Source organism: Streptomyces sp. DSM 42067 (assembly GCF_055792885.1).
Window position 1 is genome coordinate 7,685,313 of record NZ_CM147706.1, and the last position, 22,830, is coordinate 7,708,142.

16 protein-coding genes are annotated in these 22,830 nt (G+C 69.7%); 12 read left to right on the forward strand and 4 right to left on the reverse strand.

The features are described 5' to 3' along the window. Positions 1-45: 45 nt before the first annotated feature. The 12 genes from ACSMXV_RS34560 (at position 46) to ACSMXV_RS34615 (ending at position 15,670) form a co-directional block, all read left to right on the forward strand. Positions 46-1,413 (forward strand): Gfo/Idh/MocA family protein, encoded by a 1,368-nt coding sequence (locus ACSMXV_RS34560; protein WP_473175040.1) that lies wholly within the window; start codon positions 46-48, stop codon positions 1,411-1,413. 12 nt (positions 1,414-1,425) lie between these two features. Then, positions 1,426-2,430: a sugar phosphate isomerase/epimerase family protein gene (locus ACSMXV_RS34565; protein ID WP_473175041.1), complete on the forward strand. Its 1,005-nt coding sequence runs from the start codon at positions 1,426-1,428 to the stop codon at positions 2,428-2,430. 323 nt (positions 2,431-2,753) lie between these two features. Continuing rightward, the gene (locus ACSMXV_RS34570; protein WP_473175042.1) at positions 2,754-5,258 is read left to right on the forward strand and encodes a PQQ-dependent sugar dehydrogenase; all 2,505 of its coding nucleotides are present in this window, start codon (positions 2,754-2,756) and stop codon (positions 5,256-5,258) included. Positions 5,259-5,271: 13 nt separating this feature from the next. Next, on the forward strand, positions 5,272-6,729 hold the full coding sequence (locus ACSMXV_RS34575) for a ThuA domain-containing protein (protein WP_473175043.1): 1,458 nt from the start codon (positions 5,272-5,274) through the stop codon (positions 6,727-6,729). 127 nt (positions 6,730-6,856) lie between these two features. Further along, positions 6,857-8,068 (forward strand): inositol-3-phosphate synthase, encoded by a 1,212-nt coding sequence (locus tag ACSMXV_RS34580; protein ID WP_473175044.1) that lies wholly within the window; start codon positions 6,857-6,859, stop codon positions 8,066-8,068. Next, on the forward strand, positions 8,065-9,150 hold the full coding sequence (locus tag ACSMXV_RS34585) for an SCO3242 family prenyltransferase (RefSeq protein ID WP_473175045.1): 1,086 nt from the start codon (positions 8,065-8,067) through the stop codon (positions 9,148-9,150). Before ACSMXV_RS34580 ends, ACSMXV_RS34585 begins: the two co-directional genes overlap by 4 nt. Then, entirely contained in the window at positions 9,147-10,055 is a 909-nt protein-coding gene (locus ACSMXV_RS34590; protein WP_473175046.1) for a sugar phosphate isomerase/epimerase family protein, read from the forward strand. Before ACSMXV_RS34585 ends, ACSMXV_RS34590 begins: the two co-directional genes overlap by 4 nt. Beyond that, the gene (locus tag ACSMXV_RS34595) at positions 10,052-10,918 is read left to right on the forward strand and encodes an EboA domain-containing protein (protein ID WP_473175047.1); all 867 of its coding nucleotides are present in this window, start codon (positions 10,052-10,054) and stop codon (positions 10,916-10,918) included. The genes ACSMXV_RS34590 and ACSMXV_RS34595 overlap by 4 nt, the downstream gene beginning before the upstream one ends. After that, positions 10,918-11,778, forward strand: coding sequence for a TatD family hydrolase (locus ACSMXV_RS34600; RefSeq protein WP_473175048.1), 861 nt, complete (start codon positions 10,918-10,920; stop codon positions 11,776-11,778). Before ACSMXV_RS34595 ends, ACSMXV_RS34600 begins: the two co-directional genes overlap by 1 nt. Before the next feature lie 3 nt (positions 11,779-11,781). After that, positions 11,782-12,951: a metabolite traffic protein EboE gene (gene eboE, locus ACSMXV_RS34605; protein ID WP_473175049.1), complete on the forward strand. Its 1,170-nt coding sequence runs from the start codon at positions 11,782-11,784 to the stop codon at positions 12,949-12,951. Beyond that, complete coding sequence (locus ACSMXV_RS34610; protein WP_473175050.1) at positions 12,948-14,369, forward strand: alkaline phosphatase family protein; 1,422 nt, start codon at positions 12,948-12,950, stop codon at positions 14,367-14,369. Before eboE ends, ACSMXV_RS34610 begins: the two co-directional genes overlap by 4 nt. Positions 14,370-14,503: 134 nt before the next feature. Next, entirely contained in the window at positions 14,504-15,670 is a 1,167-nt protein-coding gene (locus ACSMXV_RS34615) for a sugar phosphate isomerase/epimerase family protein (protein WP_473175051.1), read from the forward strand. A gap of 220 nt (positions 15,671-15,890) precedes the next feature. Here the strand turns inward: ACSMXV_RS34615 and ACSMXV_RS34620 are convergent, their stop codons facing one another. The 4 genes from ACSMXV_RS34620 to ACSMXV_RS34635 all read right to left on the reverse strand — a co-directional run bounded on the left by ACSMXV_RS34620 (position 15,891) and on the right by ACSMXV_RS34635 (position 22,626). Beyond that, the gene (locus ACSMXV_RS34620; protein WP_181657483.1) at positions 15,891-17,279 is read right to left on the reverse strand and encodes an OFA family MFS transporter; all 1,389 of its coding nucleotides are present in this window, start codon (positions 17,277-17,279) and stop codon (positions 15,891-15,893) included. Between the two features lie 251 nt (positions 17,280-17,530). Then, positions 17,531-19,663 (reverse strand): acetate--CoA ligase family protein, encoded by a 2,133-nt coding sequence (locus ACSMXV_RS34625; RefSeq protein WP_473175052.1) that lies wholly within the window; start codon positions 19,661-19,663, stop codon positions 17,531-17,533. A gap of 3 nt (positions 19,664-19,666) precedes the next feature. Next, the gene (gene frc, locus ACSMXV_RS34630) at positions 19,667-20,929 is read right to left on the reverse strand and encodes a formyl-CoA transferase (protein WP_473175053.1); all 1,263 of its coding nucleotides are present in this window, start codon (positions 20,927-20,929) and stop codon (positions 19,667-19,669) included. Between the two features lie 11 nt (positions 20,930-20,940). Beyond that, entirely contained in the window at positions 20,941-22,626 is a 1,686-nt protein-coding gene (locus ACSMXV_RS34635) for a thiamine pyrophosphate-binding protein (RefSeq protein WP_473175054.1), read from the reverse strand. Between the last annotated feature and the right edge of the window lie 204 nt (positions 22,627-22,830).

A 22,830-nucleotide genomic window follows, 5' to 3' on the forward strand; every position in this document is an offset into this window, starting at 1 on the left:
GTACGCCCGCCCCCACAGAGCGTCGACCACGAGGAGGAATTCCGTATGGGACAGCCGGAGCAGCCCGAGAGCGGGGCGGTCGCCGGATCCGGGCCGGGAGGAAGCGCGGCCGGGGCAGGGCAAGTTGACACCGGTGGCGGTTCTGGTGCCGAGGCCGGTACTGGCTCGAGCAAGCGCCGGCTCGGCGTGGGCATGGTCGGATACGCGTTCATGGGCGCCGCCCACTCCCAGGGCTGGCGCACCGTCGGACGCGTCTTCGACCTGCCGTGCCGGCCGAAGCTGGCGGCCATCTGCGGGCGTGACGCGGACGCCGTACGGGCCGCGGCCGACCGGCTCGGCTGGGCGGCCGCGGAGACCGACTGGCGGGAACTGATCGCCCGTGACGACGTCGACCTGGTCGACATCTGCACACCAGGCGACAGCCATGCGGAGATCGCCCTCGCCGCGCTCGCGGCGGGCAAGCACGTGCTGTGCGAGAAACCGCTGGCCAACACCGTCGAGGAGGCCGAGGCCATGGCCGAGGCCGCCGAACAGGCCCGGGCCCGCGGGCAGGTCGCCATGGTCGGCTTCAACTACCGTCGCCTGCCGGCCACCGCGCTGGCCCGCAAGATGGTCGCCGACGGCCGGCTGGGCACCCTGCGGCACGTTCGCGTCACGTATCTGCAGGACTGGCTGGTCGATCCCGGTTTCCCGCTCACCTGGCGGCTGCAGCGGGACCGCGCGGGATCGGGGGCGCTCGGCGATCTGGGCGCGCACATCGTCGACCTCGCGCAGTATCTGGCGGACGAGCCGCTCGTCGGTGTGTCCGCGCTCACCGAGACCTTCGTACGGGAGCGGCCGCTGCTCGCCGGTGCTTCGGCAGGGCTCAGCGCTACGGGAGGCGGCGGGGGAATCGGCACCGTGACGGTCGACGACGCGGCGCTGTTCACGGGCCGCTTCGCCTCGGGCGCGCTCGCCTCCTTCGAGGCGACCCGGTTCGCCACCGGCCGCAAGAACGCGCTGCGTCTGGAGCTCAACGGCGAACGCGGTTCGCTCGCCTTCGATCTGGAGCGGCTCAACGAACTGTCGTTCCACGACCACACCGAGCCGGGTGTGAGCGCGGGCTTCCGCCGCATCCTCGTCACCGAGCCCGACCATCCGTATCTCGAGGCCTGGTGGCCGCCGGGCCACGGCCTCGGGTACGAGCACTCCTTCGTCCACCAGGCCCGCGACTTCGTGACCGCCATCGCGACGGGCGTCGTACCGGAACCTTCCTTCGCCGACGGGCTCGGTGTGCAGCGCGTACTGGCGGCGGTGGAGGAGAGCGCGGCGAAGAACTCGGTGTACACGCCCGTGCCGCCGGCCCCGGCCGCCGCAACGGCCACGGATTCCGGTTCCCATGCTTCATCGGCGTCATCTGCTTCATCGGTCTAGGAGGCCCCGTCCATGCCCCGTGACTTCACCCTCTTCACCGGCCAGTGGGCCGACCTGCCCCTCGAAGAGGTCTGCCGGCTCGCCCGCGACTTCGGTTACGACGGCCTCGAACTCGCCTGCTGGGGCGACCACTTCGAGGTGGACAAGGCGCTCGCCGACGACTCGTATCTGCCATCCCGGCGGCAGCTGCTCGACAAGTACGGCCTGAAATGCCGGGCGATCTCCAACCACCTCGTCGGCCAGGCCGTGTGCGACGCGATCATCGACGAGCGACATCAGGCGATCCTGCCCGCACGTATCTGGGGCCACGGCGAGCCCGAGGGCGTACGGCGGCGGGCGGCGGCCGAGATGGCCGACACGGCACGGGCCGCGGCCGCCTTCGGCGTCGACACCGTCATCGGCTTCACCGGCTCGTCCATCTGGCACCTCGTCGCCATGTTCCCGCCCGCCCCCGAGCGGATGATCGAGCGCGGGTACGAGGACTTCGCCGAGCGCTGGAACCCGATCCTGGACGTCTTCGACGCGGAGGGCGTGCGGTTCGCCCACGAGGTGCATCCCAGCGAGATCGCGTACGACTACTGGACCACGCAGCGCGCCCTCGAAGCCGTCGACCGGCGGCCGGCGTTCGGCCTCAACTTCGACCCGAGCCATTTCGTCTGGCAGGACCTGGACCCCGTCGGCTTCCTGTGGGACTTCCGCGACCGCATCTACCACGTCGACTGCAAGGAGGCCCGCAAGCGGCTGGACGGCCGCAACGGCCGCCTCGGCTCGCATCTGCCGTGGGGCGACCCGCGGCGCGGCTGGGACTTCGTGTCGGCCGGCCACGGCGACGTCCCCTGGGAGGACGTCTTCAGGATGCTGCGCTCCATCGGGTACGACGGGCCCATCTCCGTCGAGTGGGAGGACGCGGGCATGGACCGTCTGCAGGGTGCGCCTGAGGCCCTGCAGCGCCTGAAGGCGTACGACTTCGAGCCTCCGACGGCGTCCTTCGACGCGGCGTTCGGGAGTGCCGAGTAGCCCGGTAGGGCGATCCACCGGCAGTTCTGTCAGGTGCTTGCTTCCCGGCGCGGGTCCGCCCGCGCCGGGGCGGTCCGGCCTGCCCGGAACCCGGTTTGTCCTCATGCAGGAAAAAGTCCAACTTCCTTGCTGTCCAAGGGCTTTCGGTCACGGACAAACGTGGCTACCGTCCATTAGGCATACGCCTGAGATGTACGCGACACACGCATCGCTGCGCACGCGCACGGCGTACACGTTCGCGACACAGCTCGCTCCGGGGTGACGGCGCACCCCGGCATCCCGCACTCGCCACGTACGACTGGCACCCTCCCTGGAGGCACTTCGTGCTCAGGAAATCCGGAAACAGCACTGGAAACAGAGAGCGTCTGAGATTCCGCAAGGCACTCGCACTCCTCACCGGCACGCTCCTCGCCGGCGCCTCGCTCGCCCTCGCCGTACCGCCGGCGGGCGCCGCCGACCCGGAGACGAACGCGTCGAAGACGGCTTCGGCGGCCGCCGCAGAGGACTTCCAGCAGGTCACCCTCGCCAAGGGCGAGCCCGAGGTCGGCGAGCCCATGTCCCTCGCGGTGCTCCCGGACCGCTCGGTCCTGCACACCTCACGCGACGGCGAGCTCCGTATCACCGACGCCGCGGGCAACACCCGGCTCGCCGGCAAGCTCGACGTCTACTCGCACGACGAGGAAGGCTTGCAGGGCGTCGGCGTCGACCCCGGCTTCGCCGACAACCGCTTCATCTACCTCTACTACGCCCCGCCGCTGGACACCCCGGCGGGCGACGCCCCCGAGACCGGCACCGCGGCCGACTTCGCGAAGTTCGACGGCGTCAACCGGCTCTCCCGCTTCGTGCTGAAGACCGACGGGACGCTCGACACCGCCAGCGAGACGAAGATCCTCGACGTCCCTGCCTCACGCGGCATCTGCTGCCACGTCGGCGGCGACATCGACTTCGACGCGGCCGGCAACCTGTACCTGTCGACCGGCGACGACTCGAACCCCTTCCAGTCGGACGGCTACACGCCCATCGACGAGCGTGCCGACCGCAACCCGGCCTTCGACGCCCAGCGCACGTCCGGCAACACCAACGACCTGCGGGGCAAGATCCTCCGGATCAAGGTGAACGCCGACGGCTCGTACTCCGTCCCCGAGGGCAACCTCTTCGCGCCCGGCACGGACAAGACGCGTCCCGAGATCTACGCGATGGGCTTCCGCAACCCGTTCCGCTTCAGCGTCGACAAGGCCACCGGCATCCTGTACGTCGGCGAGTACGGCCCTGACGCGGGTGCCGCCGACCCGGAGCGCGGCCCCGCCGGCCAGGTCGAGTTCGCCCGCGTCACCAAGCCCGGCAACTTCGGCTGGCCCTACTGCACGGGCAACAACGACGCGTACGTGGATTACGACTTCGCCACCGGCACCTCCGGCGCGAGCTTCGACTGCAACGCCCCCAAGAACACCTCCCCGAACAACACAGGCCTCACCGACCTGCCCCCGGCCCAGCCCGCCTGGATCCCCTACAACGGCCCGTCCGTGCCCGAGTTCGGCGACGGCTCCGAGTCCCCGATGGGCGGACCGGTCTATCACTACGACGCAACGCTCGACTCGCCGGTCAAGTTCCCCGAGGCGTACGACGGTGACTTCTTCGCCGGGGAGTTCGGCCGCCGCTGGATCAAGCGCATATCGTCGGACGCCGACGGCACGGTGCAGTCCATCAACGACATCCCCTGGACCGGCACCCAGGTGATGGACATGGCCTTCGGGCCGGACGGTGCGCTCTACGTCCTGGACTACGGCGTCTCCTGGTTCGGCGGTGACGAGAACTCGGCCCTGTACCGCATCGAGAACGCCACCGACGGGCACTCGCCGACCCCGCAGGCCTCCGCCGACCGTACCTCGGGGCAGGCCCCGCTGAAGGTCCGCTTCTCGTCCAGCGGCACCACCGACGCGGACGGCGACACGCTCACGTACAGCTGGGACTTCGGCGACGGCTCCGCCGCCTCCACTGCCGCGAACCCCTCCCACACGTACAAGAAGAACGGGACGTACACGGCGACCCTGACCGCCAAGGACCCGAGCGGACGCACCGGCAGTGCGAGCGTGCAGATCGTGGTCGGCAACACCGCACCCAAGGTGACGCTTGAACTGCCCCGCGACGGACAGCTGTTCAGCTTCGGCGACGCCGTGCCGTTCAAGGTGAAGGTCACCGACCCGGAGGACGGCACCATCGACTGCGCCAAGGTCAAGGTCAACTTCATTCTCGGTCACGACAGCCACGGTCATCTGCTGACCTCGGCAAACGGCTGCACCGGCACCATCCAGACCGGCGCGGACGGCGGCCACGACGACGACGCCAACGTCTTCGGGGTCTTCGACGCCGAGTACACCGACGGCGGTGGCGGCGGTCAGGCCGCGCTGACCACCCACGACCGACACGTCGTCCAGCCCAGGCACCGCCAGGCCGAGCACTTCGGCACCTCCGAGGGCATCACCGTCCAGAGCCGGACGACGGCCCACGGCGCCAAGACCGTCGGCGACATCGGCAACGGCGACTGGATCGCCTTCCAGCCGTACGTCCTGTCCAACGCGACCAAGATCAGCGCACGGATCGCCTCCGCCGGCGCGGGCGGCACCCTGGAGATCCGCGCGGGCTCGGCGGGCGGCAGGCTCCTCGGCACGGCAACCGTCCCCGACACGGGCGGCTGGGAGAACTACCAGGACGTCACGGCCACCCTGAAGGGCGCGCCCTCCGGCACCACCACGCTCTACCTCGTCTTCAAGGGCGGCAGTGGCGATGCCCTGTACGAGGTGGACGACTTCACCTTCACGACGGAATGAGGGGAGGCCCGAGATGCGTGCAAGAACCCGACTGGTGACCGCCGCGGCGGGAGCCGCCCTGGTCATCGGGTGTGTGTCGGGGCCGGCCGCTTCGGAGGACGCCTCGAACGCCTCGAAGACCAACGCCCCGGAGAGGCGGGTGCTGGTGTTCTCCAAGACCGCCGGTTTCCGCCACGACTCCATCCCCGAAGGCATCGCAGCGGTCCGGGAACTGGGGGCGGCGCACGGCTTCGCGGTCGACGCCACCGAGGACGCCGGCGCGTTCACCCCGTCCAACCTCCGGCAGTACGACGCCGTTGTCTTCCTCTCGACCACGGGGGACGTACTGGACGAGGCCCAGCAGACCGCCTTCGAGGGCTACATCGGGCGCGGTGGCGGCTACGTCGGTATCCACGCCGCCGCCGACACCGAGTACGACTGGCCCTTCTACGCCGGCCTCGCGGGCGCGTACTTCCAGTCGCACCCCGCGATCCAGCCCGCGACGGTGGACGTCGAGGACCGGGCGCACCCCGCGACATCCCATCTGGCGGCGGCCTGGGACCGTACGGACGAGTGGTACAACTACCGCTCCAATCCCCGGGACCGGGCCCACGTCCTGGCATCGCTGGACGAGTCGTCGTACACCGGCGGCACCATGCACGGCGACCATCCGATCGCCTGGTGCCAGGACTACCAGGGTGGACGCGCCTTCTACACCGGAGGCGGCCACACCAAGGAGTCGTACGCCGAACCCGCCTTCCGGCAGCACCTGCTGGGCGGCATCCGCTGGGCCGTCGGCGACGCCCAGGCCGACTGCCGCCCGGAGAACGGCTACACGCCGATCTTCGACGGCACGCAGGCCTCACTCGACGGCTGGAAGCAGGCGGGACCCGGCTCCTTCGAGCTGAACGACTCCACGCTCACCTCCGCCGGAGGCATGGGCATGCTCTGGTACGCGGCCGAGGAACTCGGCTCGTACTCGCTCAAGCTCGACTGGAGGACGGCCGGGGACGACAACTCCGGGATCTTCGTGGGCTTCCCGGCCTCCGACGACCCGTGGTCGGCCGTGAACAACGGCTACGAGATCCAGATCGACGCCACCGACGTGCCCGAGAGGACCACGGGCTCGGTCTACGGCTTCCAGTCCGCCGACATCAGAAAACGTGACCGCGCCCTGAACCCGCCGGGGGAGTGGAACACGTACGAGATCCGTGTCGAGGGCGAGCGGCTGCGCGTCTGGCTCAACGGGGTGAAGATCAACGACTTCACCAACACCGATCCGGCGCGGAGCCTGGAGGACGGTCACATCGGCATCCAGAACCACGGCGCCGAGGACCAGGTGTCGTTCCGCAACATCCGGATCAAGGAGCTCGGCGCAGGCGAGGAGCTCCAGGGTGAGCAGGTCCGGAGTGAGCAGGTCCAAGGTGAGAAGCTCCGGGATGAGCAGCTTCGGGGTGAACAGCTCCGGGAACTGCCCGTGAAGGGCGACTAGACGGCGGCGGGCGGGGGACGCCGGACCTCCGCCCGCCGTCACCTTCCTCTCATCGTCTGTGCTCGGCCCTCTCTCCTCGCCTTTCGTCTTCTCTCTCCTTCCGTCCTTGTCGTCAAGGAGGTTGTTCATGTCCGCCGAACCCGCTCCCCCTCCGCGTACCGGCGTGTGGCTCGTCGGAGCGCGCGGTTCCGTGGCCACCACCGTGGTGGTGGGATGTGCCGCCGTGGCCGCGGGGCTGCACCCGCCCACCGGCATGGTGACCGAGACGGCACCGTTTGCCGACTGCGGTCTGCCGACGTTGTCGTCCCTCGTCTTCGGCGGTCACGACACGGTGGACTGCCCCTTGCCCAAGCGCGCGGAGGCACTGGTCGCAGGGGGAGTCCTGCCGCACGGTCTGCCGTCGGCGGTGCAGGGAGAACTGGCCGCCGCCGACCGGGAGATCCGCACCGGCGGACCCCTGCCCGGCGACACCCGCTCCGACGAGGAGCTCATCGAGTCCATGGCCGCCGACATACGGGACTTCGTACGCCGGGGCGGGCTGACCCGCACCGTCGTGGTGAACGTCGCGTCGACGGAGCCTGTGGCGACGGGGCCGGCGGAGTCGGGGGCGGCTGGGGCGTCGGCCACGGGGGCGGCGGAGTCGGGGGCCGCTGCGACGCGTTCCGAGGCCGCTCTCCCGGCACGACTCCCTGCCAGCTCTCTGTACGCGGCGGCTGCGCTGCGGGCCGGTTGCCCGTACGTCAACTTCACCCCGTCGACGGGCCTGCACCACCCCTCACTGCGCGCGGTGGCCTCGGGCTCCGGCCTGCCGTACGCGGGACGCGACGGCAAGACCGGGCAGACGCTGCTGCGGTCGGTGCTGGGACCGATGTTCGCGCAGCGTGCCCTGGCCGTGCGCGCCTGGTCGGGGACCAACCTGCTGGGCGGAGGCGACGGCGCGGCGCTGGCCGACCCTGGTGCGGCCGCCGCGAAGAACGCAGGCAAGGAACGCGTCCTCACCGACACCCTCGGCTCGGCCCCCGAAGGCGAGGTGCACATCGACGACGTACCGGCCCTCGGCGACTGGAAGACCGCCTGGGACCACATCGCCTTCGACGGCTTCCTCGGCTCCCGGATGGTGCTCCAGACCACCTGGCAGGGCTGCGACTCCGCCCTCGCGGCGCCCCTCGTACTCGACCTGGCCCGCCTGACCGCCCGCGCCCACGAGGCCGGCCTCTCGGGACCCCTGCCGGAACTCGGCTTCTACTTCAAGGACCCGGACCCCGGCTCGCCCTCGGCACTCGCAGAGCAGTACGGGGAGTTGGTGGGATTCGCCGGGCGGCTGCGGGCGGCACGATGAGCAGCGAGATCCGGCCGAGTGCACATGCCTGGGCGGAACTGCTCCGGCTGCCGGCACTGTTCACGGTGCCGGGTGACGCCCTCGCGGGCGCCGCCGCGGCGGGCACCCGGCCCAACCGCCGCACCTTTCTGGCCATCGGTTCCTCCCTGTGCCTGTACGAAGCGGGCATGGCGCTCAACGACTGGGCCGACCGCGCCGAGGACGCAGTGGAACGCCCGCACCGCCCACTGCCCTCCCGCCGCGTCAGCCCCGGCGCGGCGCTGGCTGCGGCCGGTGGCCTCACCTGCGCCGGCCTTGCGCTGGCCGCGCGCGCCGGGCGGCCGGCGCTGGCGGTCGCCGGGACGCTCGCCACCACGGTCTGGGCCTACGATCTGGGCCTGAAGCGAACGGCCGCCGGTCCCGCGGCCATGGCGGCGGCCCGGGGACTGGACCTGGTGCTGGGCGCGGCGGCAACGGTCCCGGGCGGCCGGTGGCGCACGGCCCTGCCCTCGGCCACGGTCCTCGGCGCGCACACACTGGCGGTGACGGCCGTGTCTCGCCGGGAGACCCAGGGCGGCTCCTCCCTGGCACCACTCGCGGCGCTGTCGGCGACGGTCCTGCTGGCGTGGACAGCTGGTCGCACCACTGGTCGGGCCACAGGTCGCACCACCCCCGAACTCCCGGCGGGCCGACGGACGGCTTCCGCCCTCCGCCTGCCGGGCTCCAGCTCCTCCGCGCCGATGGGCGCTGCGGCGCCGAGCCGCAGAGCTGCGACGGCGAGGACTGCGACGGCGAGGACTGCGATCGCAGGAACCGCGATCGCAGGAACTGCGACCGCCGGAACTGCGGCGAACAGAACTGCCACCGTCCTCCAGGGCGTTCTCGGCGCCGCCTACGCCGCAACTGCCGCCCGCCCCCTGTTCCACGCCGTCCTCAACCCTTCTCCGCCGCTCACACAACGGGCCGTCGGGGGCGGTATTCGATCCATGATCCCGCTCCAGGCAGCACTCGCCGCCCGCGGTGGCGGACTCCGCAGCGCACTGCTGACTGCCGCCCTGGCCCCGGCCGCCCGGGCGTTCGCACGGAAGGTGAGCGTGACATGAGCCCAGACACCCTCCGCTTCGGATACGGCACCAACGGCCTCACCGACCTGCGCCTCACCGACGCCCTGGGTCTGCTCGCCGACCTCGGGTACGACGGGGTCGGGCTGACCCTCGACCACATGCACCTGGACCCGCTCGCCCCGGACCTGGCCGCGCGCACGCGCGAGGTGGCCCGCCGACTCGGCCGGCACGGACTGGGCGTGACGATCGAAACCGGCGCCCGGTATGTGCTCGACCCGCGCCGCAAGCACGGTCCCTCTCTCCTCGACCCGGACCCGGCCGGCCGTGCCGCACGCACGAGACTGCTGATCCTCGCCGTGCGGATCGCCGTCGACCTGGGTGCGCACGCGGTGCACTGTTTCAGCGGCGTCACACCCGAGGGCACGTCGGACGACGTGGCGTGGCAACGGCTCACAGAGGCCTTGGCACCCGTACTGGATGCCGCCACCGCCGCAGGAATCCCGCTCGCCGTCGAACCCGAACCGGGCCACCTCGTCGCCACGCTCGCCGACTTCCACCACCTGCGAGATGCACTCGGCAGCCCCGAAGCCCTCGGTCTCACCCTCGACATCGGCCACTGCCAGTGCCTGGAACCGGAGCCGCCTGCCGACTGCGTCCGGGCCGCGGCACCCTGGCTGCGGCATGTCCAGATCGAGGACATGCGCCGCGGTGTTCATGAACACCTCCCGTTCGGGGACGGGGAGATCGACTTCCCGCCCGTACTCGAAGCCCTTGTCGCCACCGGCTACCAGGGACTGACCGTCGTCGAACTGCCCCGCCACTCCCACGCCGGCCCACGCCTCGCCGAGGAGTCGCTGGACTTCCTGCGCCGCGCCTGCCCCGGCGCAGGGCGGGCTGCCCGGAGCCGGGCAACCGAGGCCGCACTGGAAGGGAGCACGCCATGACGCACCACCCCACGGTGCAACCCTCCACCGCCTCTCTCTACGCCCACCTCGACGCCGCACTCGACGGCGCCGCCCGCGCCTGGCTGGACCAGGCACTCGCCGAGGCCGCCAGCCACCGGCACCGGCACCACGAGCGGGACCGCAGGCTGGCCCAGGCCCAGGACCGGGACCAGGGCCAGGGCCAGGGGCAGGACCAAGACCAAGGGCAGGGCCAAGGCCAAGGCCAGGGCCAAGGCCAGGGGCAGGACCAAGACCAAGGGCAGGGCCAAGGCCGGGGCCAGGGGCAGGACACCCAAAGCCCCCTGCATTCCTGGGAGGTACGCTTCGCCGAAGCCGGGCGCCGCTGCGGCCCCGAGTACGCCGACGCCGCCCGCCTGCTCCTCCTGCACGCCGCAGGCGCCGACCCGGCGACCCTCACCCGTATCTACGCCCAGGGCAACGCCGCCGAACGCCGCGCTGTCCTGCACGCACTGCCCCACCTCGTCCCCGGCCCCCAAGCCCTGCAGCTGGTCGAGGACGCCCTGCGCACCAACGACACACGCCTGGTCGCCGCCGCCGTCGGCCCGTATGCCGCCGAGCATCTGGACCCCCACAACTGGCGGCACGCCGTCCTCAAGTGCCTCTTCACCGGTGTCTCCGTGGACGCGGTAGCCGGCCTGGCGGAGCGCGCACGAGCCGACGCCGAACTGGCCCGCATGCTCGTCGACTACGCGAACGAACGCACCGCCGCAGGCCGCCACATCCCCGAGGACCTGCACCGCGTCCTTGCCCTGACCACCCCCTGCGCCTTGCCAACCGGTCCCTCGGCGTCCTCGGCCATCCCTTCGCCCCCCTCCGCTCCTTCGACCGGCGAGGAGTCCTGATGCGCATCTTCGACCCCCACATCCATATGACGTCACGGACCACCGACGACTACGAGGCCATGTACGCGGCGGGCGTACGCGCCGTCGTCGAGCCCGCCTTCTGGCTGGGTCAGCCCCGTACCTCGCCGGCCTCCTTCGTCGACTACTTCGACTCCCTCCTCGGCTGGGAACCCTTCCGCGCCGCCCAGTACGGCATCGCCCACCACTGCACGCTCGCCCTCAACCCCAAAGAGGCGAACGACCCCCGTTGCACCCCCGTCCTGGACGTGCTGCCCCGGTATCTCGTCAAGGACAACGTCGTCGCCGTGGGCGAGGTCGGCTATGACTCCATGACGCCCGCCGAGGACACCGCACTCGCCGCCCAGCTCCAGCTCGCCGCCGACCATGAGCTGCCGGCTCTGGTGCACACCCCGCATCGCGACAAGCTCGCCGGGCTGCGCCGCACTCTCGATGTCGTCCGCGAGTCCGCTCTGCCGCCCGAGCGGGTACTCATCGACCACCTCAACGAGACCACCGTCAAGGAAGCCAAGGACGCCGGCTGCTGGCTCGGCTTCTCCGTCTATCCCGACACCAAGATGGACGAGGAGCGGATGGTCGCCGTGCTGGAGCAGTACGGGCCGGAGAAGGTCCTGGTCAACTCCGCCGCGGACTGGGGCAGGAGCGACCCGCTGAAGACCCGCAAGGTGGGCGACGCCCTCCTCAAGGCCGGGTTCAGCGAGGACGACGTCGACCGGGTGCTGTGGCGCAATCCCGTCGCCTTCTACGGGCTGAGCGGCCGGCTCACCCTCGACGCCCCACGGCCCGACGCCACCCACGAGGGCAACTCCATCCTGCGCGGCACCCCGAAGACGGAGGCGTGAACCATGCGCTTCCGGCACCCCGACGGCTCCACCGTCCACCTTGCGTACTGCACCAACGTCCACCCCGCCGAAACACTCGAGGGCGTCCTCGCCCAACTGCGCGACCACTGCGAACCGGTCCGCAAACGGCTCGGCCGAGACCGCCTGGGCATCGGCCTGTGGCTCGCCAAGGACGCCGCCCGGGCTCTGATCAGGGACCCGTCGGCGGTGCGCGGCCTGCGCACCGAACTCGACCGGCGCGGCCTGGAAGTGGTCACCCTCAACGGTTTCCCGTATGAAGGATTCGGTGCCACAGAGGTCAAGTACCGCGTCTACAAGCCGGACTGGGCCGACCCCGAACGCCTCACCCACACCACCGACCTGGCCCGCCTGCTCGCCCAGCTGCTCCCCGACGACGTCACCGAAGGCAGCATTTCCACCCTGCCGATCGCCTGGCGCACCTCGTATGACGCGGACCGTGCCGCGACCGCGCACGCCGCACTGCGCACCCTCGCCGAACGCCTCGACGCCCTGGAGGAGCTGACCGGGCGCTCCATCCACATCGGCCTCGAGCCCGAGCCCGGCTGCATCGTCGAGACCACGCGCGACGCCATCGCGCCTCTCACCGCGGTCGGACACGACCGCATCGGCATCTGCGTCGACACCTGCCACCTCGCCACCTCCTTCGAAGACCCGCACACCGCACTGGACGAGCTCACCGCCGCCCGCATCCCCATCGTCAAGAGCCAGCTCTCCGCGGCACTCCACGCCGAACACCCCTATCTCCCCGACGTACGCGAAGCCCTCGCCGCTTTCGACGAACCCCGCTTCCTTCACCAGACGCGCGCCCGCACTCCCGCCGCACTACACGGCACCGACGACCTCGGCGAGGCCCTCGCCGACGACACGCTGCCTCAGGCCACCCCGTGGCGCGCCCACTTCCACGTCCCCCTGCACACGGCCCCCGCCGCGCCACTCACCTCCACTCTTTCCGTGCTTCAGGAAACGCTGGCCCGGCTGGTCGGCGGCCCGCACCCGCTGACCAGCCATCTCGAGGTCGAGACGTACACCTGGCAGGCCCTTCCGCCCGAGCTGCGCCCACACACCCGAGCCCAGCTCGCCGACGGCATCACCGCCGAACTCACCCTGGCCCGCGGCCTCCTGACGGACCTCGGCCTGAAGGAGCTCCCATGACGACTGGCGTGACAACTCCCGTGACGCAACGACCGGATCGCCCCGGCCCGACTCCTCTCCTCGTCCTCGACGTCGTGGGCCTCACCCCGCGACTCGTCGACCACATGCCCCGCCTCAAGGCGCTCGGCCAGGCAGGTTCCCAGGCCGCGCTCGACACCGTCCTGCCCGCCGTCACCTGCACTGCCCAGTCGACGTTCCTCACCGGCACCACACCCGCCGAGCACGGCATCGTCGGCAACGGCTGGTACTTCCGCGAACTCGGCGACGTACTGCTGTGGCGCCAGCACAACGGTCTCGTCGCCGGAGACAAACTGTGGGACGCCGCCCGCCGCGCCGACCCCGGCTACACGGTCGCCAATATCTGCTGGTGGTACGCCATGGGCGCAGACACCGACATCACCGTCACCCCCCGTCCTGTCTATTACGCCGACGGCCGCAAGGAACCCGACTGCTACACCCGGCCACCGGCACTGCACGACGAACTCACCGAGAAATTCGGCACCTTCCCGCTCTTCCACTTCTGGGGCCCGGGCGCCGACCTCGTCTCCAGCCAGTGGATCATCGACGCCACCCGGCACATCATGGCCGGCCGCAATCCCGACCTGACCCTGTGCTACCTCCCCCACCTCGACTACGACCTGCAGCGTTACGGCCCCGACGATCCCCGCTCACACCAGGCCGCGACCGATCTCGACCAGGCCCTCGCTCCCCTCCTCGACGACGCGCGCACCCAGGGCCGCACCGTCGTCGCTCTCTCCGAGTACGGCATCACCCGCGTCAGCCGCCCCGTCGACATCAACCGCGCCCTGCGCCGGGCCGGCCTGCTGGAAGTGCACACCCAGGACGGCATGGAATACCTCGACCCCATGGCCTCGCGGGCCTTCGCCGTCGCCGACCACCAGCTCGCCCACATCTACGTCCGCCGGCCAGAGGACCTCGACGCCACCCGAGCAGCACTCCAGGACCTGCCCGGCATCGAACAACTCCTCGACGACGAGGGCAAGAAGGCACACCATCTCGACCATCCCCGCGCCGGCGAGCTGGTCGCCGTAGCGGAGCCGGACGCCTGGTTCACGTACTACTACTGGCTCGACGACGACCGCGCCCCCGACTTCGCGCAGCTCGTCGAGATCCACCGCAAACCCGGCTACGACCCCGCCGAGCTCTTCATGGACCCCCTCGACCCCTACGTCAGGGTGAAGGCCGCCGGAGCGCTGGCCCGCAAGAAACTCGGCATGCGCTACCGCATGGCGGTCGTGCCCCTGGACCCCTCACCTATTCGAGGCAGCCACGGCCGCCTCCCGGCGAGCGACGACGATGGTCCGCTCATCATGTGCTCCACCCCCCATGCTGTCGGCGACCGAGTTGCGGCCACCGATGTGAAATCCCTGTTGCTCGACCTGGCCGGCCTCGCATGACAAGCAACTGAGCAACTGCAGAAAGTGAAACACGCACCACTGACAACGCGTCCGGCACGCGGAGGAGCAGCAGACCGTTCGGTACCCGTTCGACCCGAGCACCGCCCCGAACACCGACTCGAAAGAGAGACACCGTGACCGCATTCAACGACGAATCCGGAACCGGCGACGCCCTGCGTCGCGCTCTCGGCGTCAGCCGCCGCCGCTTCCTGAGCACGTGCACCGCCGCCGCGACCGCGGCCATCGCCGCACCCGTCTTCGGCGCCTCACCAGCCCTGGCTCAGGACGCTCAGGACCAGGGAAGAGGTGACGGCCGGGGCGGAGACGTCCTCGTCCCCGCCGCCAGGCGCGGAATCATCCTCTACACCGTCCGCGATGCGGTGGGCCGTGATCCCCTCTCCACCGACCTGCCCTCCGGCTTCCGCGAGGTCTTCAAGGAACTCGCGCGGTACGGCTACCGGCAGGTGGAGTTCGCCGGATACGGCCAGCACGCCAACGCACCGGGCGGCGCGAGCCTGGAGTCCGTCGAGGGCGCCAAGCTGCTGCGCTCCTGGCTCGACGAGTACGGCCTCAGGGCGCAGGGCAACCACGGCTTCATCCCGCCCTCCTGGCCGCTCACCACACCCGATCTGGACACCTTCAAGAAGCACCTGGAGATCGCCAACATCCTCGGCTTGGGGCACATGGGCACCGGCGGCGACCCCACCGGCAGCGCCTACCGGGCCGACTGGGACGTGGCGGCTGACAAGTGGAACGCGCTCGGGGAGATCGCCCGTCGCGAGGGCATCAAGCTGTACACCCACAACCACGACGCGGCCTACGGCTTCCTGATCGACGGAGGCCCGCTGGATGCGGAGGGCCGCCCGACCCGTAGCTCTGGAATCCGCAAGCTGGAGTACTTCCTCGAGATCACCGATCCGAAGGTCGTCTGGCTGGAGATGGACATCTTCTGGGCGCACGTCGCCCAGTACAAGTTCCACACCTACACGGCCCACGACGGCTCGACGCAGGAGAACATCTTCGATCCGGCGGGGCTCGTGGCCCGCAACAACGAGCGCTACCCGCTCTTCCACGCCAAGGACGGCACCGTCAACACCACGAACGGGATGGGCTACGACATGGTCCCGTTCGGCACCGGCGTCATCGACTACACCACGTTCTTCTCGCGCGTCGGCGACCGGAACTACCACAACCCGATGGTCGAGCAGGACAACGCCCCGAGCTCCACCGACCTCGGGCAGTCGCTGAAGCACGCGAAGATCGGTTACGACAACCTCGCGGCCCTGCGCGAAAGGCGCTGACGCTGTACGAGAAGAGCTGATCGGGCGTCACGCCTGAACGAAACGGCCCCAGCGCACACAGCGGCCTCCCCGCGGCACGAAGCCACGGGGAGGCCGCTGCGGTTCCGGGACCGCTACGGAAGGTGCGCCGCTATCGGCCGTACCGGTCCCGTATGAGCCGGGCAGCCCCACCCACCTTGTGGCTGCCCGGCTGTCCGGTGTTCGGTTGTCCGGATGCCCGTCAGGTCGTCTCCTCGCCGAGAGGACGCGGGTTCGGAACGATGCGCTTGGACTTGGGCCTGCCCGGCGGGTTCAGGAACAGTGCGACAACCGCGGCGAACAGCGAGATCGAGCCGGCCAGTGTGAATGCCCCGCTGTGGCCCCAGTTGGCCACCACGACGGCTCCCATGCCGGATCCAAGCAGGCCGGACACCAGCTTGGAGCTGTAGACCAGACCGTAGTTGGATGCGTTGTTGTTCTCGCCGAAGTAGTCCGCGGTCATTGCCGCGAACATCGGGAAGATGGCGCCTCCGCCGAACCCGGAGATGCTGGAGAAGAGCAGGAACAGCGGGAGGTTCTTGATGTCGGCGGACCACAGGATGCCGTACTGCGAAAGGCCGAGGACGATGCAGACGAAGATCAGGCACTGCTTGCGTCCGTAGCGGTCCGACAGCCAGCCGATCACACCACGCCCGGTGCCGTTGACGATGGCCTTCAGTGACATGGCCGTTGCGACGATTCCGCCGGCGAAGCCGGCCTCCTTGCCTATTTCAACCTGGAATGCGATGCCGAAGATGTTCACGCCCGAGGTGCACAGCAGACAGAACCACATGAGGGCCACACGGCCGGTCTGCCATGCCTCCTTGGGGGTGTACTGGTGCACGGCCGGGGGGTTCTTCTCCAGCGCGCGCCGGGCACGTGGGTCGTCCGGCTTCTTCAGCGGGTCGACATCGGCCGGCCACCAGTTCTTCGGCGGGTCGCGGAAGAAGTAACCCGCCACCGCCACGACGGCTGCCAGGAACAAGCCCACCGAGACCAGCACCCAGCGGAAGTTGGTGAGGTCCATGTAGCCGGTGAAGAGGAAGACGAACGGCACCGAGCCGTAGGCGAAACCGCCGTTCACGAAGCCCGTCTTGCCGCCCTTGCGCTCCGGATACCACTTGGCGACCATGTTCACGCAGGTCGCGTAGACCATGCCCGCGCCCATGCCGCTGAACATGCCGAAGCCGATGTACGCGACGATCACATGCGGCGCGTACGCGAGGGACAGATAGCCCAGTAGCGTGCCGATCGCGCCGAGCATCATCGCCCAACGGGCCGGCAGCTTGCCGCTCTCCCGCAGCTTTCCCGCGGGGAAGGCCACCGCGGCCTGGAAGAAGACCCAGACGCCCAGCATCCAGAAGATGTGTGCGCTGCTCCAGCTGTGCGCCGTGTGCAGCGTGTCCTCGGCGGACGCGAAGGCGTACTCGGCCGAGCTGATGCCCATCATGCCGACCCAGGGCAGGATGACCATCCACTTGCGCTTGCGGCCCATGATGTCGATGTCGGTCTCACCGATGCGGTAGACGCGTCCGTTCGCGTCGGCCACTTCCCGGTATGGAACCGACGTGGGCAGATCGGTGGTTGTCATGTCGCGAAAGCACCCCTTGCGTCGAAAGATCTGGCCAGCGCCCCCTGTCCAATTCCTTTCGTGTGCGCACGGGTCCCGGGTCCGGCCGGCGCGCACCGCCGGCCGGACCCTCCCTCGGTCACCTCATCGACCGCCCCCCAACAGCCCCGCCGTCCGCGCCCACCGGGCTGTGATACGCCCAAGGGACGCTGTGCCCCATTGCCGCTCCGCGGCGGACCGGACCCCCGGCCGGTTCGTCGCTCCCCCGCGCATCACAGACGCCCCGCCGCCCGCGCCCACCGGTATTTCGCACCGAGTACGGCCACCGGCTTCTCCGTCGTGTACGGGTAGGCCACGACGCCTCGTTCGAAGAGATATGCGCAGGCCTCCTCGACCTCGACGTCGCCCGCGAGCGACGCCACGACCGGCTTCTCGATGCCGCGCTCTCGGAACTCGGCCACCACGCGCGCGGTGAGCTCCGCGAAGACCATCGGCGGGGTGACGATGGTGTGCCAGTAACCCAGGATCAGCGAGTGGATCCGCGGATCCTCCAGGCCCAGCCTGATCGTCGCCTCGTACGTCGACGGGGGCTCGCCGCCCGTGATGTCCACCGGGTTGCCGGCGGCGCCGAAGGGCGGGATGAACTTCCGGAAGGCCGCGTCCAGGTCGGACGGGATCTCCATCAGCTTCAGCCCGTTGTCGGTCACCGCGTCGGACAGCAGTACGCCCGAGCCGCCCGCACCCGTGATGATCACGACGTTGTCGCCCTTGGGCGTCGGCAGCACCGGCAGCGCACGCGCGTACTCGAGCATCTCGTTGAGGCCCGGGGCCCTGATCACACCGGCCTGCCTGAGGATGTCGTCGTACACGGCGTCGTCGCCCGCCAGCGCGCCCGTGTGGGAGCCTGCGGCCTTGGCCCCCGCCGCGGTGCGGCCCGCCTTGAGTACCACGACGGGCTTCTTCGGCACGGTCGCGCGTGCGGCCTCGACGAAGGCGCGGCCGTCCTTGAGGTCCTCCAGGTGCATCGCGATGCACTTGGTATTGGGGTCCTCGCCGAACCAGGTGAGCAGGTCGTCCTCGTCGAGGTCGGACTTGTTGCCGAGCCCCACGATCGCCGACACGCCCGTCTTGGTGGCCCGTGCGAAGCCGAGGATGGCCATCCCGATGCCGCCCGACTGCGAGGTCAGCGCAACCCCGCCCTTGACGTCGTACGGCGTGCAGAACGTGGCGCACAGGTCCTGCCACGTCGAGTAGTAGCCGTAGATGTTCGGTCCAAGGAGGCGCACGCCGTAGCGCTCGCCGACCGCCACGATCTCCGCCTGCAGTTCGTGTTCGCCGGTCTCCGCGAAACCGGAGGGGATCAGCACCGCGTTGGGAATCCCCTTGCGCCCCACCTCCTCCAAGGCCGCGGCCACGAACTTGGCGGGGATCGCGAAGACCGCCACATCCACCTCACCCGGGACGTCAGTGACACTCTTGTACGCCTTGCGGCCCAAGATGTCATCGGCCTTGGGGTTCACAGGATGGATCTCTCCGGAGAAACCGCCGTCGATGAGATTGCGCATCACCGAATTGCCGATTTTCCCCTGCTCGTTGGAAGCGCCGATCACGGCGACCGAACGCGGTTGCATCAGCCGGCGCATCGAAGTGAGCATCTCCGCGCGCGTGTAGGTGCGCCGCTGCTTCACCTCTCCCTCGGAGAGGATGACGCGGATGTCCGCGGCGACCGCGCCCTCCGGCGTGGCGATCACCGGGTTGAGGTCCACCTCGGCGATCTCCGGGAAGTCGGTGACCAGCTGGGATACGCGGCGGATCTGCTCGGCGATCGCCCACCGGTCGACCGGCTGCGCGCCGCGCACACCGCGCAGGATCTCCGCGGCCCGGATCGAGTCGAGCATGGACACGGCCTCGTCGGCGTCGACCGGCGCCAGCCGGAACGTCACGTCCTTCAGGACCTCGACGAGTACGCCGCCGAGTCCGAAGGCGACGACCTTCCCGAACGTCGGATCGGTCACCGCACCGACGATGACCTCCTGGCCCTTCGGCAGCAGCTCCTGCACCTGCACGCCCTCGATACGGGCCTCTGGCGCGTACGCGCGCGCGTTCTCGATGATTTTGCAGAACGCGGCCCGTACGTCGGCCGCGCCCTGCACACCGACGATCACGCCGCCGGCGTCGGTCTTGTGCAGGATGTCCGGCGAGACGATCTTCAGGACGACCGGGCCTTCGAAGCGTGCGGCGAACGCCACGGCCTCGTCGACGTCCGTCGCCAGTTCCTCACCCGGAACGGCGATCCCGTACGCGTCCGCGATCACCTTGCCCTCGGGCGCGGTCAGCGCGGTACGGCCCTCGGCCCGCACGGCGTCGAGGAGCGTTCGCACCCTCAGCACGCGGTCTTCGGCCATCAATCAGATCACTCCGTTCGACTTGAGCAGGCGCAGCTCCTCGTCGCCGAGGCCGAGCTCGCCGACGTAGACCTCTTCGTTGTGCTCGCCGAGCAGCGGCGAACTGACGACCTCGACGGGCGAGTCGGAGAGCTTGAGTGGGGAGCCGACGGTGGTGAAGCTGCCGCGCTCCGGGTGGCTGACCTCGACGACCATCTCGTTCGCGGCCAGCGACGCGTCCTCGATGATCTCCTTGGTGGACAGGATCGGGCCGCACGGGATGTTGTGGGCGTTGAGCTTCTCCAGCACCTCCCACTTGGGGAGCGTCGAGGACCACTCCTCGATGAGCTGGAACATCTTGTTGAGCTTGGGCAGCCGGGACTCCGGCGTCGCCCACTCGGGGTCGTCGGCAAGTTCGGGACGCCCGATCAGCTCGGTGATCGGCTGCCAGCCGACGGGCTGCACGATGACGTACACGTAGTCGTTCGGCCCGCCCGGTGCGCACTTGACCGCCCAGCCCGGCTGACCGCCGCCAGAAGCGTTGCCCGAGCGGGGAACTTCGTCGCCGAAGTCCTCGTTGGGATATTCAGCCAGCGGCCCATGCGCCAGGCGCTGCTGGTCCCGCAGCTTCACCCGGCACAGATTCAGCACCGCATGCTGCATGGCCACGTTCACGCGCTGCCCGCGCCCCGTGCTCACCCGCTGGTACAGGGCGGCGAGGATCGCGGCCACCGCGTGGATGCCGGTGCCCGAGTCGCCGATCTGCGCGCCCGTCGCGAGCGGCGGCCCGTCCTCGAAGCCCGTGGTCGACATGGAGCCGCCCATGGCCTGAGCGACGACCTCGTACGCCTTGAAGTTGGTGTACGGGCCCTCACCGAAACCCTTGATGGAGGCATAGACGATACGCGGATTGATCTCCTGGATGCGGTCCCAGGTGAACCCCATGCGGTCCACGGCACCCGGGCCGAAGTTCTCGACCATGACGTCCGAGCGCCGGATCAGCTCGGTGAGGATCTCCTTGCCGCGCTCGGTCTTGGTGTTGAGGGTGATGCTCCGCTTGTTGCAGTTGAGCATCGTGAAGTAGAGCGAGTCGACGTCCGGCAGGTCGCGCAGTTGCTTGCGCGTGATGTCGCCGGTCGGCGCCTCCAGCTTGATGACGTCCGCGCCGAGCCAGGCAAGCAGCTGCGTGGCCGAGGGCCCGGACTGGACGTGCGTCATGTCGAGCACGCGAATGCCCGCGAGCGCCTTGGTCGCCGTGTTCGCCTTCTCTGTCATGGCTTGTGTCATGGCAGGGCCCCTCACTTGTACATGGTCTGGTTCATGGTTCCGGGGGCGTACGCGTCCGGGTCGACCCACACGTTGATCAGCGAGGGCTTGCCGGACTCGCGGGCCCGCTGCAGCGCAGGACCGATGTCGGCGGGGTCGCGGACCTCCTCGCCGTAACCGCCGAGCATCTGGGCGAACTTGTCGTAGTGGACGTCGCCGAGGGTGTTGCCGACGCGCTCGCGCTCCTCGCCGTACTTGGCCTTCTGGCCGTAACGGATCTGGTTCATCGAGGAGTTGTTGCCGACGATCCCGACGAAGGGGAGGTTGTAGCGGACGAGGGTCTCGAAATCCCAGCCGGTGAGCGAGAAGGCGCCGTCGCCGAAGAGGGCCACGACCTCCTTGTCGGGCCGTGCCTGCTTGGCGGCGAGGACGAACGGGACGCCGACGCCGAGGGTGCCGAGCGGACCCGGGTCCATCCAGTGGCCCGGCGACTTGGGCTGCACGACCTGCCCGGAGAAGGTGACGATGTCGCCGCCGTCGCCGATGTAGATCGAGTCCTCGGTGAGGAAGTCGTTGATCTCGCTGACCAGGCGGTACGGGTGGATGGGGGATGCGTCCGACTTCAGGCTCGGCAGGCGCTTCTCGATCGCGGTCTGCTCGGCGGCCCGCAGCTCGTCCATCCACTCCTTGCGCTTGGACGCGCCCCCGTTGAGGCGCCCGGACGCGGCCTCGGTCACGGACTTGAGGATCAGCCCGGCGTCTCCCACGATCCCCAGGTCGATGTCCCGGTTCTTGCCGACGGTGCGGTAGTCGAGGTCGATCTGGACGACGGTCGCGCTCGGTGAGAGGCGCTTGCCGTATCCCATCCGGAAGTCGAACGGAGTGCCGACGATGACGATGACATCGGCGTTGGTGAAGGCGTACCGGCGCGAGAGCTGGAAGTGGTGCGGGTCGCCGGGCGGCAGGGTGCCGCGGCCCGCGCCGTTCATGTACGCGGGGATGTTGAGGGTCCGTACGAGCTCGATGGCCGCCTCGGTGCCTCGCGTCGTCCACACCTGGCTGCCGAGCAGGATCGCCGGCTTCTCGGCGTGCACCAGCAGATCGGCGAGCTTCTCGACGGCCTCGGGGTCGCCGGCCGAGCGGGTCGAGGCCCGGTAGCGCCCGGCCTGGGGGATCCGGGCCTTCTCCCGCGGCACCTTCGCGTCGAGCACATCGCGCGGGATCTCCAGGAAGGACGGGCCCGGAGCGCCGTGGTAGCACTCGCGGAAGGCCATGGACACCATGTCGGCCGCCCGCGCGGTGTCCGGCACGGTCGCGGAGAACTTGGTGATGGGCGTCATCATGTCGACGTGCGGGAGGTCCTGCAGCGACCCCATCTTGTGCTGGGTGTGGGCCCCCTGGCCGCCGATGAGCAGCATGGGGGACTCCGCGCGGAAGGCGTTGGCGACACCGGTGACGGCGTCCGTCGTGCCGGGCCCGGCGGTGACGACGGCGCAGCCGGGCTTTCCGGTGATGCGCGCGTAACCGTCGGCGGCGTGGGCGGCCACCTGTTCGTGACGTACGTCGACGACCTCTATGCCTTCGTCGACGCAGCCGTCGTAGATGTCGATGATGTGGCCGCCGCAGAGCGTGTAGATGACCTCCACTCCCTCTGCCTTGAGTGCCTTGGCGACCAGATGCCCACCGGAGATGAGGTCCTGGCTGTTGTCGTCGGGCATGGCGAAGTCCTGTCCCTTCGTAGGGGAGTTGGGAGCACGGATGTGCTGCTCCCGGCTGCCGTCGCGGTAGATTGCATACAGTCGACGAATACTGTATGAAGCTTGTTATCCCGCATCCGGTGGGTGGTGTCCAGGGGGCGTGCGGCACTTTTCGAGGACCAGTCGAGGGCCATACGGGCAGCAGGCGTTGCTCCCCGAATAGCC